The sequence below is a fragment of the Burkholderia sp. Bp9090 genome (genome assembly GCF_003857985.1).
Lineage (GTDB): Bacteria > Pseudomonadota > Gammaproteobacteria > Burkholderiales > Burkholderiaceae > Burkholderia.
Genome location: NZ_QTPV01000014.1, coordinates 113,341 through 126,649 on the forward strand (window position 1 = coordinate 113,341; position 13,309 = coordinate 126,649).

General features: G+C 66.4%; 14 protein-coding genes. 3 read left to right on the top strand and 11 right to left on the bottom strand.

The window, feature by feature from the left end; translation table 11 throughout:
- Positions 1-33: 33 nt before the first annotated feature.
- Together DIE16_RS15820 and DIE16_RS15825 are read right to left on the bottom strand one after the other, a co-directional pair.
- Positions 34-708: an NAD(P)H-binding protein gene (locus DIE16_RS15820; protein ID WP_124892677.1), complete on the bottom strand. Its 675-nt coding sequence runs from the start codon at positions 706-708 to the stop codon at positions 34-36.
- Positions 709-719: 11 nt separating this feature from the next.
- Positions 720-1,730 (bottom strand): AraC family transcriptional regulator, encoded by a 1,011-nt coding sequence (locus tag DIE16_RS15825; protein ID WP_124892679.1) that lies wholly within the window; start codon positions 1,728-1,730, stop codon positions 720-722.
- 343 nt (positions 1,731-2,073) lie between these two features.
- Here DIE16_RS15825 and DIE16_RS15830 point away from each other — a divergent pair, with 343 nt between their 5' ends.
- On the top strand, positions 2,074-3,342 hold the full coding sequence (locus DIE16_RS15830) for an alginate lyase family protein (RefSeq protein ID WP_221625268.1): 1,269 nt from the start codon (positions 2,074-2,076) through the stop codon (positions 3,340-3,342).
- 226 nt (positions 3,343-3,568) lie between these two features.
- Here the strand turns inward: DIE16_RS15830 and DIE16_RS15835 are convergent, their stop codons facing one another.
- From DIE16_RS15835 to DIE16_RS15845, 3 genes are all read right to left on the bottom strand, one after another.
- Complete coding sequence (locus tag DIE16_RS15835) at positions 3,569-4,552, bottom strand: lysozyme inhibitor LprI family protein (protein WP_260434396.1); 984 nt, start codon at positions 4,550-4,552, stop codon at positions 3,569-3,571.
- A gap of 319 nt (positions 4,553-4,871) precedes the next feature.
- Complete coding sequence (locus DIE16_RS15840; protein WP_221624304.1) at positions 4,872-5,993, bottom strand: Fic family protein; 1,122 nt, start codon at positions 5,991-5,993, stop codon at positions 4,872-4,874.
- 103 nt (positions 5,994-6,096) lie between these two features.
- Positions 6,097-7,014, bottom strand: coding sequence for a LysR family transcriptional regulator (locus tag DIE16_RS15845; RefSeq protein WP_124488080.1), 918 nt, complete (start codon positions 7,012-7,014; stop codon positions 6,097-6,099).
- Between the two features lie 127 nt (positions 7,015-7,141).
- Here DIE16_RS15845 and DIE16_RS15850 point away from each other — a divergent pair, with 127 nt between their 5' ends.
- Together DIE16_RS15850 and wrbA are read left to right on the top strand one after the other, a co-directional pair.
- Entirely contained in the window at positions 7,142-7,867 is a 726-nt protein-coding gene (locus DIE16_RS15850; RefSeq protein WP_124892683.1) for a pirin family protein, read from the top strand.
- 61 nt (positions 7,868-7,928) lie between these two features.
- Positions 7,929-8,531, top strand: coding sequence for an NAD(P)H:quinone oxidoreductase (gene wrbA / locus DIE16_RS15855; protein ID WP_044847700.1), 603 nt, complete (start codon positions 7,929-7,931; stop codon positions 8,529-8,531).
- A 156-nt stretch (positions 8,532-8,687) separates the two neighbouring features.
- Here wrbA and DIE16_RS15860 read toward each other — a convergent pair whose 3' ends face one another.
- From DIE16_RS15860 to DIE16_RS15885, 6 genes are all read right to left on the bottom strand, one after another.
- Positions 8,688-9,023 carry a hypothetical protein gene (locus DIE16_RS15860; protein ID WP_124892684.1) on the bottom strand — a complete coding sequence of 112 codons (336 nt, stop codon included), beginning with the start codon at positions 9,021-9,023 and terminating at the stop codon, positions 8,688-8,690.
- Positions 9,024-9,268: 245 nt separating this feature from the next.
- Positions 9,269-10,003, bottom strand: a complete 735-nt coding sequence (locus DIE16_RS15865) for an LrgB family protein (protein ID WP_124892686.1) — start codon at positions 10,001-10,003, stop codon at positions 9,269-9,271.
- Entirely contained in the window at positions 10,000-10,371 is a 372-nt protein-coding gene (locus DIE16_RS15870; protein WP_124488083.1) for a CidA/LrgA family protein, read from the bottom strand. Before DIE16_RS15870 ends, DIE16_RS15865 begins: the two co-directional genes overlap by 4 nt.
- A gap of 275 nt (positions 10,372-10,646) precedes the next feature.
- On the bottom strand, positions 10,647-11,681 hold the full coding sequence (locus tag DIE16_RS15875; RefSeq protein ID WP_124892688.1) for an alpha/beta hydrolase: 1,035 nt from the start codon (positions 11,679-11,681) through the stop codon (positions 10,647-10,649).
- Positions 11,682-11,748: 67 nt separating this feature from the next.
- The gene (locus DIE16_RS15880) at positions 11,749-12,174 is read right to left on the bottom strand and encodes an organic hydroperoxide resistance protein (RefSeq protein WP_011880657.1); all 426 of its coding nucleotides are present in this window, start codon (positions 12,172-12,174) and stop codon (positions 11,749-11,751) included.
- Between the two features lie 227 nt (positions 12,175-12,401).
- On the bottom strand, positions 12,402-12,968 hold the full coding sequence (locus tag DIE16_RS15885) for a TetR/AcrR family transcriptional regulator (RefSeq protein WP_124488085.1): 567 nt from the start codon (positions 12,966-12,968) through the stop codon (positions 12,402-12,404).
- Positions 12,969-13,309 lie beyond the last annotated feature (341 nt).

Consider the following 13,309-nt stretch of genomic DNA (forward strand, 5'->3'; position numbering starts at 1 on the left):
AGCCTGCGCGCAGCCAACGCGTTCCCATCCCGCTCAATTCTGCGCGGCGCCGAGCCGGGCCAGTTCGGCAGAAGGCAGAATCACCACGCCCCGGGACGTGGGAACGGTTCGTACCAGCGCCTGGGCAACGGCCTCGGCGTGTACGGGCTTGTAGGCGCCGGGGAGGATCGGCGCGAGCAGTCTGGCGACGGGGATCGCGATGATCTCGCCGTACCGCGTGGCCTGGCCCAGGCCGTCCCGGTAGTCCAGCAGCAGCGAAGGTTGCGCGATGACCAGCGCCGTGAAGGGCATGGCCTTGAGCGCATCTTCCAGTTCGCCCTTGACGCGGGTATAGAACATGGACGACCGGGCATTCGCCCCTGCGGCGCTGACCAGCCCCACGCGCCGCGCGCCCGCCGCAAATGCGGCCTGCGCCACGGCCAGGTTGGCATCGAAGTCCACCGCGCGGAAGGCCGCCTTGCTGCCGGCCACCTTGATCGTTGTGCCCATGGACAGGTACACCTCGTCGACCTGCGCAAGCGCGGGCAAGCAGCCGAAATCCACCTGGTGGACCTGGAGCCTGGGGTCGCGCACAGCCAGCGGGCGGCGGCTCAGCGCATGGACCTCCGAGACCGTCCGGTCGGCCAGCAGGGCCTTCAGCATCAGGCCGCCCACGAGTCCGGTGGCACCTGCCAGCAGCACTTTGCGTTGTTTCTCTTGCAGGGTCATGAGTGTCGTTCTCAGTTCAGGCGCATGGCATTGCGCGCGGTATCCGGCGTCTGCCCGGTCCATTCCAGGAAGGCGCGGTAAAAGGAGTTGGGATCCTCGAAACCAAGCAGGAAGGCGATTTCGCCGGCAGTCATCGTCGTGCTCCCGAGGTAGTGGCGGGCAAGACTTTCCCGGGTGGTGTTCACCAGCGAGCGGAAATTCTCCCCTTCGTCTTCGAGGCGGCGCTGTAGCGTGCGCTTGCTCAGCCCCAGGCGCTCGGCGGCTTTCTCGATGGTGGCCGTGTTGCCGGGCAGCAGTTCCAGCAGCACCGCACGCACGCGCTCGGCCATGGTGGCCGTTGCGTCCAGTTCGCTGAGCCGACGGCGCAGTTCGGGCTCGAACACGCGCCACATGCCTTCGTTCACGGTCAGGAACGGGCGCAGGGCATCGGTGGCGCCAAAGGTAATGGCCGGACGCTCGCCACGTTGAACGGGCACGCCGAAGAAGCGCTGGTAGCGCGGCGCACAGCTGGCGGGCGGAAGCTGTGGCAGGGCCACCCGCAATGCCTGCACGGGCTCGCGTGTGGCCAGGCGAGCCAGCCGCAGGAAGAACGCGACCTCGGCCACCTGCAGCGAATAGGGCAACTCGGTCTGCACCGACAACCAGCGCGGCGACACCGTCAGCGATCCGGCCTCATCCACGTCGACCTCGAGCCTCATGGGCGCCACAAGTTGCTTGTATTTGGCCAGGCGCTGCACCGCCTGCATCAGGTTGGCACTGCACAGGGCGGCGAACAGCGGCGGATCGAATACCTCGGCCGAGACCATCTCGACGAGGCGCAACGGAAACATGGGGTCGTTCGCTTCCAGCTCCAGCGCGCGCCAGAAGCGGAAGTACTCGTCCGTGTCGAGCCCGCGATCTGCGCGATGAAACAGGTCTTCAGGCAGACGCGCCCTGCGCAGCACGTGGTCGGGCTGCACGCCGAAGTCCTTCAGCAGCGTGCGCCATGCGATATCCAGAGAGAAAGTGAGATTGCGTGCCATTGGTGTGCACCAAAAGTCGATGATGGCCGGACCTGGTCCGGTGTGCGGTAACAGCTTAGCTGTTGAACCGCGATCGGATACATGCAATGCGCGCCAAATCGATCGCAGGATGTGACATTCGAGAGGGGGCGGCAGTTGCACAAGAGATAGCGGGCGGGCGCAAGGCATGCGAAGAATCCAAACGATTCTTTACGGCGTGCTTACTGTCAACCGTCGCGTCGCGATGACCGTTCATACTCGGCAACGCGGCTTTCTCCCGGCGGCCCGTTCATCGTGCGACGGTCCCGGTTCGAATCCATGCCGATTCTTTTCGGCAAGACCGCGCGACCATTATCGGAGCCATATGGCATTTCGTCCGTCCTTGCGAACAGCAGCCACCATTCCCGTTCTTTGCGTGGTGATGCTGGGTGCGTGCGCCGCCGTCGCGCAGCACCCCACCGACGCGACCGTTTCATCTCGGTCGCCCACCGGCACGCAGCTGAAGACCGTGCCCGGCGCCCGGATGGCCGGCGCGCCTTTTGTGCACCCCGGCCTGCTGCATACGGAGCGCGATTTCACGCGCATGCGCGAGAGCGTCGCCGCGCGGCGGCAGCCGTGGTTCGACGGCTGGCAACGCCTGGTTGCCAATCGGCATGCTTCGCTCGACTGGAAGCCGAATCCGCAGCCGGCCATCTATCGCGGCCGAAACCCCGACCACCCGGAAAATTACGCGACGCTCTTCAATGATGCCGCCGCGGCCTACGCGCTGGCACTTCGGTGGAAGATCACCGGCGACGACGCCTACGCGCAACACGCGATAGGAGTCCTGAACGCGTGGTCACGCACGCTGACGATGATCGGCGGCAGTTCCGACAAGTTCCTGGCTTACGGTATTTACGGCTACCAGTTGGCGAACGCGGGCGAAATCCTGCGCACGTCTCCAATGTGGCGCGCCGACGACTTCCGGCGTTTCCAGTCGATGATGCTCGGCGTGTTCTATCCCATGAACCACGACTTCCTGGTTCGGCACAACGGCGCAAGGATCGACCACTACTGGGCCAACTGGGATCTCGCCAACATGGCGTCCATGCTGGCGATCGGGATCCTGACCGATCGCCACGACATCTACGCCGAAGCGGTCGACTATTTCAGGCATGGCGCCGGCAACGGCTCGATCGAACACGTGGTGTGGAAGTTGTATCCGGACGGGTTGGGTCAGCTGCAGGAAAGCGGGCGCGACCAGGGGCATGCCATGCTCGATATTGCGCTGCTCGGGGCGTTCTGCCAGATGGCCTGGAGCCAGGGGGACGATCTTTACGGATATGACGACAACCGGTTCCTGCGCGCAGCGGAATACGCCGCTCGATATAACCTCGGGAGGGACGTGCCTTACACGCAATACACGAACAGCGATGTCACGCAGCCCGTCATCTCGCCGAATTCGCGCGGAAACGAGCGCCCTGTATGGGCACTCGTCTATAACCACTACGTCGTGCTGAAAGGGCTCTCCGCGCCGGACGTCGAGGCCTTTGCCCGCAAGGTCGCGCCGGAAGGCGGCGGTGGCGACTATGGTCCCAACAGCGGCGGCTTCGATCAACTGGGATATGGCACGTTGACGTATACGCTCGAATGACGGGCAGCTGTCGGCGACCAGCGAATCGTGAACCCACGGTTCGCCGCCGAATTTGCCCCACCCCGAGACAGCAAAGGTAGATCTCTTCCGGTGCGGACATCTTGCCGGATGCCGCTCGCATCACGGCCGAGCTTGAAGACAGTCGCCAGGATGGCCGGCCGTCGATCGCGAAGAGCGTTGGCCCAAGACCAGGGCCTCGTCACGCACGGCGCATCCGCCCGCCGGATCACATCAAATCGATCGGCAGCGTCTTGTCGAGATTGTCGTGCCAGGCGCGAATGGTCTTCGGCACGGTCTTTTTCCACGCCGGCACGTTCGAGTAGTAGCGCATGCGCACCTTGTCATGGGCATCGAACACGAGCAGCCCGATCCACAACTCTGTGCCCCGGCGCATCACGATCGCGGCGTTCGTCGTCGCGATGCCGCGCACCCAGTACGACTTCACGTCGGCGTTCAGGCCGTCAAGATCCTGCTCGTCCGCGCTGGTGTTGATCGTATCGACGAGCGTCTGATAGTCGGCGCCGAGCAGCGTGTGCGCGATCGCGTTCTGGTGCGCGTCGGCCAGCACCTTCAGCGTCACGAGGTCAGCCGCCTGGCTCGCCTGCGCCTTCGACGCCGTCACGTACTCGCCCGAATACACGACGCCCGCACCGGCGCCGCAATCGGCATCGCCGCCCTGCTGCGCGACCTGCACGCGGCCGCCCTTGCGGCTGAAATCGAGCCGGCATCGATCCTGGCGAAACGTGCCGCGCTCGCCGTGCAGGTCGATATCGCCGCCGAGTCCGCCGGTATTCGCGCCGTTGTTGCCGCTCAGTTCGAAGTGCAGACGCGGTGCCGTGCCGGTGAACGTCAGCACGCCGCCGAACGACGGGTTGTCGCTGTCGCGATACCACGTCTGTTGCCAGCGGTCGGCCGCAAGCGGCGCGCCGTTCAGGCTCGCGAGCCGCTCGCGATAGCGATCGCCGAGGCACGACGCATCGTTGCCGCAGCGATCGCGCTGCTTGAGCCATTTCAACTGCGCCGCCTTCAGCGCGGCGGTATCGCCGCCTTTCGCGAGCGTGTTCTTCCACACCGCCGCCAGCTGGCCGTCGAGCTTCGACAGCCCGGCGTCCGCGCAGATCGTCTTCTCGGTCGGTGAAGCGGCTTTCGCGCAGTCGAAGCCGGCCGCCTGCGCGGCCATCGGCGCGATCGTCAGTATTGCCAACATCATGGCGGCTCGCGGGCTCACGCGCCGCGCATGCCGGCCGCGAAGCGCGGCTTGCCCTCGCTCGCCGGCGCGAGCATTCGATCGGTTCTGGGTTGTCATGGCCTGGATCGTCGCTGGTTCGCGGGCCTGTAGAAACGCCATGCCCGCAACGTTCGAGGTAAAAATGCCCGGCGCGGCATGCGGCACTCGCCCCGCCCGCCGAAGCGTAACCCGAACCGGGCGCGCCATCCACACCGATCACGCGCACGATGCCTCAGCCTTGCATGTGCACGCCGTGATGGCGACACGCGCGAACGCCGGCAGCGCAAGCACGCGTCAACCGTCAGCCGTCGAATGGCACCAGTTCGTAACTCGTGCTCCGGCCACCGGACGACGAGCGATGCAGCACACCGCGCGCGACGAGCTGCTCGATATCACGCAGCGCCGTGTCTTGCGAGCACTTCGCGAGGGCGGCCCACTTGCTGGTCGTCAGCTTCCCTTCGAAACCATCGAGCAGGCGATTCATCACCTTGACCTGACGTTCGTTCATCGCGAGGCCCGCACATCGCTGCCAGAAGCGCGCCTTGACCAGAACCGCATCGAGCGTCGTGTGCGCGTGATCGACGGCCCGACCCAGCGCATCCAGAAACCACGCGAGCCATGCCGTGACGTCCAGCGAACCGCGCTGCGTGCGCTCCAGCACGTCGTAATACGCATTGCGCTCGCGCTGGATTTGCGCCGACAGGCTATAGAAGCGCTGCGGGCTCCGATCAGCGCGCGCCAGAACCAGATCCCCAAGCGCGCGTGCGATACGGCCGTTGCCGTCGTCGAACGGGTGGAGCGTGACGAACCACAGGTGGGCCAGGCCGGCCCGGATCAGCAAGGGCTCGACCGGCGTCGCATTGAACCACCGCAGGAAGCGCTCGATCTCGTTCGGCAGGCGCGCGGCAGGCGGCGCTTCGAAATGCACGCGTTGCCGGCCGATCGGCCCGGACACCACCTGCATCGGCCCGCTCGCATCCGTACGCCACGCGCCGACGGTGATCCGCGACATCCCGGAATAGCCGGTCGGAAAAAGCGCCGCATGCCACCCGCGCAGCCGGGCTTCGGTCACCGCCTCCGCCGAACGGGCCGTCGCGTCCAGCACCATGTCGACCACGCCCTCGACATGGCGATCAACCGGCGCCAGCGCCCCAATATCGACGCCGAGCCGGCGCGCAATCGATGATCGGACCGATGCGACGTTCAGGTTGTCGCCCTCGATTGCGCTGGTCTTGACGACATCCTCCGTCAATGCGGCCAGGCTGGCCTCATCGCGCAGTGCGAGGCCGACATCCGCCAGTCTCCCGGCCAGCGCACCTTGCGCACGGCTGACATCGGCCAGTGACGTCGCGAGTGCCGGGAGGTCGAAGCGCCAGGCGGGCCAGTCGGACGACTGCCAGATGAAGGTGTAATCTCCGCTCATGATGCGGAGATTATCCCACCGATTCACTGCATGATTCAACAATCTCCGCAAATCCTGCGGAGATTACGCTTCGATTCACCGCACGCGCCGCACGCCCGCGCCTCTACCGCCGCCGGTCCGCGCCGCCGTTCGCCGCCGGCACGGCCTTCCCCAGCCGCTCGGCCAGAAACCCGATGAACGTCCGCAGCGTGACGAATCCTTCACGGTGCTGCGGAAACACCGCGTTCAGCGTGATCGGCGGCGGCGCGTACGCGTCGAGCACCGGCACGAGCGCGCCGCTGTCGAGCGCCGCGCCGACGATGAAATGCGGCAGCAGCGCGATGCCGAGCCCCGCGATCGCCGCGTCGCGCACGACTTCGCCGTTGTTCGCGACGAGCGGCCCCTGCACGTCGAAGGTGCGCGCCACCCCGTCGACCCGGAATTCCCAGCCGACGCGCCGCTCGCGCCCGTACATCAGGCACGTATGGCCGCCGAGGTCGGCCGGCGTCGCGGGCGCGCCGTGCCGCTTCAGGTAAGCGGGGCTCGCGCACGCGATCATCTGCCACGCGCCGAGCGCTCGCGCGATCAGCGTCGAATCCTCGAGCGTGCCGATCCGCAGCACGAGGTCGAAGCCCTCGCCGATCAGGTCGACCCGCCGGTCGGTCAGGTCGACGTTCAGCCGCACGGCCGGATGCGCGGACAGGAATTCCGCGATCAGCGGCGACACGTGCGTGATCCCGAACGACAGCGGCGCGCTGATCTTCAGCGAGCCGTGCAGCTCGGTGCTGCGCACCGACATCGCCTGCTCGGCGTCGGCGACCTCGGCGAGGATCCGCTGCGCGCGCGCATAGAACTCCTGCCCCGATTCCGTGACCGCGAGATTGCGCGTGTTGCGATGCAGCAGACGCACGCCGAGCGACGCCTCGAGCGCCATCGTGCGCCGGCTCACGAACTGCTTGGACAGCATCAGCTGGTCGGCCGCCGCCGTGAAGCTGCCGGCATCGACGGTCGCGACGAAGATCCTCAGGTCGTTGAGTTCCATATTGTCCACTCCATAGCGACAGTCATTATCTCCACGGCCATTTATTTGTCAAATAGATTGACCTAAGATTCATCTCAACGAACGGCCGGGCCCACTTCCGAGGTCCGGCGACATCCAGGAAAAAATCATGATCGAGACTCGTGCAGCAAACCAACGTGGCCGTGCCGAGCATGGCTGGCTCAGCTCCCGTCACACGTTTTCTTTCGCGAACTACTACGATCCCAAGCAAGTCGGCTTCTCCGACCTGCTGGTGATCAACGACGACCGCGTCGCGCCGGGCCGCGGCTTCGGCACGCACCCGCACCGCGACATGGAAATCCTGTCGTACGTGCTCGACGGTGCGCTGGAGCACAAGGATTCGATGGGCACCGGGTCGGTGATCGTGCCGGGCGACGTCCAGTTGATGAGCGCGGGTACCGGCGTGCGTCACAGCGAGTTCAACCACTCGCACGAGACGCCCGTCCACTTCCTGCAGATCTGGGTCGGACCGTCCGAGAAGGGTACCGAGCCGCGCTATCAGCAGACGAACATCGCGGAAGCCGACAAGCGCGGCAAGCTCACGCCGATCGTGTCGCCCGACGGCAGCGGCGGTTCGCTGAAGATCCGCCAGGACACGCGGATCTACGCGGGCCTGTTCGACGGCGACGAGCGCGCCACGCTCGAACTGGCACCGGGCCGCTTCGCCTACGTGCATGTCGCACGCGGCAGCGTGACGGTCAACGGCGTGACGCTCGGCGAAGGCGACGGCGCGCGCATCCGCGACGAACAGGCGCTGACGTTCGCCGACGGCAAGGATGCCGAAGTGCTGGTATTCGACCTGCGTCCGGTCGAAGTGACGGCCGAGTGGGCATGACGCCTGCTTGGAACCTCGGGCCCCGCTGAAGGCGGGGCCTTCTTAATCGGAGATTCGCAACATGGCCAAGGTACTCGTTCTTTACTACTCGTCCTACGGGCACGTCGAAACGATGGCGCAGCACGTCGCGGAAGGCGCGCAATCGGTGCCCGGCGTCGAGGTCACGCTCAAGCGCGTGCCGGAAACCATTCCCGCCGACCAGGCGAAGGCGATCGGCGTCAAGGTCGACCAGGCCGCCCCCGTCGCCACCGTGGACGAACTCGCGGGCTACGACGCGATCATCTTCGGCACGCCGACCCGCTTCGGCAACATGGCCGGCCAGATGCGCACGTTCCTCGACCAGACCGGCGGCCTGTGGATGAAGGGCGCGCTCGTCGGCAAGATCGGCAGCGTGTTCGCATCGACCGGCACGCAGCACGGCGGCCAGGAAACCACCATCACGTCGTTCCATACGACGCTGCTGCACCACGGGATGGTGATCGTCGGCGTGCCCTATGCGTGCAGCGGGCTCGTCAACATGAACGAGATCACGGGCGGCACGCCGTACGGCGCGACCACGCTCGCGGGCGCGGACGGCAGCCGTCAGCCGAGCGCGAACGAACTCGACATCGCGCGCTACCAGGGCAAGCACGTCGCGGAACTCGCCGCGAAGCTCGCGTCGTAACGCGAACGAATGCCGCGCGTGCCGGGAAGCCCCGGGGCCGCGGCGCGTGGCGCTTGCGCGGCACACACACGAGCGAACGGCGCCGGTCGAACCCGGCGCCGTTTTTCATTGAACCAACGTCGGCCCTTGCCGGCCGCCTGCAGCCGTTTGCGGCCGTTACTGCCCCGATGCGGGCGCGGCCGGCGCCGGCGCCGCCTTCGTCGCGGGCGCCTTCTCCACCGCGTTCTGCGGATAGTTGCTCTGGTCGTTGGTGAGCCGGTAGCCGGTGCCCGTGCCGATCGCCTTCAGGTCCTTCGCGTGACGCGCGCGGGCCGCCTTGCGGGCAGCTTTCTTCTGCGCCTTGTCGAGTTGCTTCTGCGTCGGTGCGGATGCCGGATTCTCAATGGGCGCGGACGCCGGATCCTGCGCATATGCCGCCGGCGCCGCGGTCAACAGCAGACCGAACGACGCCGTTACTGCCACTGCCACCGAAACCACGCGAAACTTCGTCATGACCGGTTCTCCTTGTCGATTGTTGGATGTGGGTCGAACGCCGGCCCGCACGCGACGGACGTCGGCGTGCCGCCACGGCGCCGATGCAACGTTAGCCGATCGCTGCACAAATGTCCGTGCCGGTTCCTGAATTCTCCCGATAACGGCCACGATACATCCGCGGCAGGCGCCCGGCGGGCCGGCGCGGGGGGGCGCGGCCATCAGGGAAACCGATAGCATCGCGCGCCGCCGCTGCCCTGCGCCGCTCAGATCCAGCGCGACAGCACCGGCAGCAGGATCGGCACGACGAATGCGGTCAGCACGCCGTTCAGCCCCATCCCGAGGCCCGCGAACGCGCCGGCCTCCTCGCTGACCTGGAACGCGCGCGCGGTGCCGATCCCGTGCGACGCGACGCCGAGCGCGAAACCGCGCACGGCCGGTTCGTCGATGCGCAACGCGTTCAGGATCGCGCGGGCGCACACGGCGCCAAAGATGCCGGTCGAGATCACCAGCACGGCGGTCAGCGACGGAATCCCGCCGATTTCCTGCGCGACGGCCATCGCGATCGGCGTGGTCGCGGATTTCGGCGCGAGCGACGCGATCGTCTGGTGCGACGCGCCGAACAGCGCGGCGATGCCGACCGCCGACACGATCGCGGTCAGCGAGCCCGCCAGCAGCCCGACGAGCAGCGGCACCGCGGCGCGCCGCAGCTTCGACCACTGGCGGTACAGCGGCAGCGCCAGCGCGACGGTCGCCGGGCCGAGCAGGAAGTGAACGAACTGCGCGCCCTCGAAATACGTCGGATACGGCGTGTGCGTGATCGTCAGCAGCACGACGATCAGCGCGACCGTGATCAGCACCGGGTTCGCGAGCGGGTTGAAGCGCGCCCGCGCATAGACGGCCTGCGCAACCAGGTAGGCAATCAGCGTGATCGTCAGGCCGAGCAGCGGGGTCGCGGCGAGGTAGACCCAGATCGCGCCGAGTTTCGGGAAGGCCGTCATTGCGTGCCCTCCGCCGCACCGTCCGCGCGCCGCTGGCGCCGCAGCAACGCGCGCGTGACGAGCGCCGTCACGGCGATCGCAAGCGACGTGCTCACCGCCAGCGCGACGACGACCGCCAGCGCATCGCCGCGCACGCGGTCGGCCGACACCATGATGCCGACGCCGGCCGGCACGAACAGCAGCGACAGATGGCGCAGCAGCTCGAGCGCGGTCGGCTCGATCGCGTCGGCCACCCGCGGGCGCAGCATCACGAAACCGAACAGCAGCAGCATGCCGATCACGGGGCCCGGCACCGGCACGCCGAACAGGTAGGACACCCCTTCCCCGAGACACTGGAAGGTCAGCAAGACCGCGAACGCCTGCAGCATGAGCCGCTTCTCCCGAACGTGGCCGCGTGACCGTGCAGCCGATGGGCCGGCGGCATGCGACGCCGGCGTGGACGATACGCGCGATCGTACCAACAATGCGCGCGGCGGGCACCGCGGGCCATCACGCGATCGGGATCGGCATCGGGCTGCTTCGATCCGGCCGCCGGGGTCGCGTTTCGACGGCCCTGTCGCCCCGCTCCCCATGCGAAAGCGGCGGACCTGAGCCCGCCGCTTCGCCGTTCGCATTCGAACCCGTTCGAATGCCGCCCGCAGCCCTACTTCAGGCGCGTGGCGATTTCGTTGGCCATCGCCTTCATCGCCGCCTTGGTCGGCGCATCCTCGGCCAGCGCGTTCAGCAAACCGAAGTCGTGAATCGTGCCGTCGTAGCGCGTGGTCGTTGCATCGACGCCGGCTGCGTCGAGCTTGCGGCCGTATGCTTCGCCTTCGTCGCGCAGCACGTCGAACTGCGCGACCTGGATCAGCGCGGGCGGCAATCCCTTCAACTGCGCGGTGCTCGCACGCAGCGGCGACGCGTAGATCTCGTTGCGTTGCGCTTCGTTCTTCGTATAGGCGTCCCAGAACCACTTCATCATCGGACGGGTCAGGAAGTGCCCCTGCTGATACGCGTTGTACGAACCGGTATTGAAGTCGTGGTCCGTCACGGGCCACAACAGGCCCTGGAAGCGGATCGCCGGGCCGCCCTTGTCCTTCGCCATCAGTGCCACGACGGCCGCCATGTTCCCGCCGACGCTGTTGCCGACCACCGCGAGGCGGCTGCCGTCGACGCCGATTTCCGCGCCGTGCGCGGCGACCCACTTCGTCGCCGCATACGCCTGGTTGATCGCGACCGGGTAATGCGCTTCCGGCGACGGCGTGTAGTTCACGAACACCGCGACGGCGCCCGATTGCACCACCAGATCGCGCACCAGGCGCTCATGCGTCGGGAAGTCGCCGAGAATCCAGCCGCCTCCATGGAAGAACATGAACACCGGCGGCGTGCCCGCCACTCCTTGCGGACGCACGATCGTGATCGGCACCGACAGGCCGTCCTGCTCGATCGTGCGGTTCGATACGTCGATGCCGGACAGGTCGACCTTCGCGCCGCGCTGGGCGTCGACCAGCACCTGACGCGCCTTCGCGGGGCTCAGCGTTTCGAGGCCCGGCCCCTTCTGGCCGTTCAGCACGGCGAGCAACCCGCTGGTCGCCGTATCGGGACGGACGCCGTCGGTGCCGGCGGCAAAGGCGGCGGGGGCGGTGAACAACGCGGCCGCAACGGCAGCGGCGATCAGCAGCGGCTTGACGATCTTCATGATGAAACTCCTTGGCTCAACCGGTGTATGCAATGAATGACGACGGATTACTTCGTAGTGCGTGCGATCAGACGAGCGTCAGCGTGACGTCGATGTTGCCGCGCGTCGCGTTCGAGTACGGGCAGACGATGTGCGCGCGGTCGATCAGCGTTTGCGCGGTTTCACGGTCGAGGCCCGGCAGCGAGATCTTCAGTTCGACTTCGATGCCGAAGCCGTTCGGGATCGCGCCGATGCCGACGCTGCCTTCGATCGCGGCGTCCGCGGGGATCGCGATCTTGTCGCGGGCCGCGACGAACTTCATCGCACCGATGAAGCACGCGCTGTAGCCGGCCGCGAAAAGTTGTTCAGGGTTCGCGCCGGCGCCGCCCGCACCGCCGAGTTCGCGCGGCGTGGTCAGCTTCAGGTCGAGACCGCTTTCGGGCACCGTGGCACGGCCGTCACGGCCGCCGGTGGCTTTTGCATGAGCGCGGTACAGCACTTTTTCGATCGACATGACAGACTCCTTTTCAATGGTGAGTAAGTGAAACAGCCTTCCAACCCGGGATCGCGCGCCGACGGCCTGGCCGCCGGCATCACGTTTGTTTATCTACTCATAGATAGACACATATCCCCAAAAAAATGCGGATGATCGAATCCATCCGCTCGATTATCTATCTACCACAAGATAGATAACTAACCCCAACAAAAGGCGGCGAACCGCCTGACTGCCTGCCCCGTCCATCAGGACCGGGTTTTCCAGACGGCCTCGACATCCTCGAGACGCGCCCGCGTATGAAACAGCCGGCTGGCCAGCACGCTGCCCTGGAACGCCGCGTACAACGTGCGCGCCGCCGTTTCCGGCGTGCCGCTGAACTGCAGCGTGCGCTCCTTCGCGCCCTGCGCCAGCAACTCGGCGAGCCAGTTCTCGTTGGCCTTGAAAAAGGCCTGAACCGCCTGCCGCACGCGCTCCGGCAACGATTCGATGTCCGCCGCGAGCATGCCGCACAGACAGATCTGATTGCCGTCGCCGAGCGTTCTGCCGAACAGCTTCGTGTAGAGGCTCAGCTTGACGTCGGCCGGCAACGCCGGATCGATCGCACGCATCGCCGCAAGCACTTCGTCGCTGTACGCCGCCACCGCTTCCAGCACGAGATCGTCTTTCGACGGGAAGTAGTAGTGGATGCTCGACGTCTTCACGCCAACCAGATCGGACAGGTCTCGATAGCTGAAGCCGTTGTAACCGCGCAGCATCATCAGCGTGATCGCGTGGTCGAGAATCTGTTCGCGGACGGTCGTCTTCGTTTCCATGGATCGAACTTTATCTACTCGTAGATAGATAGTCAAGACTTTTTTGTGGGGCGCGATGAAAGGCCCGGCGGGTCCCGGGTGCCGGCTCGCGTGGCGCCGTGCCGCCGCGATTGCTTACAACGCGCAACAGCGTGCGGGTCACGCCGGAGCGCGGCGGCGGGCGGAACTACCCGGACAGGCGACGACACGTGGGCAACGAACGTTTCGAACGATCCGCCCATGCTCGGGTCGCGGCGCACCACTCACCGGACACCATCCCTTCGTTCCATTTTCTTCGTCAACCTAACGAAGCGCGCCCCGCTTCGCCTGCGCGATTTGCGCACATGCGCGCCCGAGCGCGT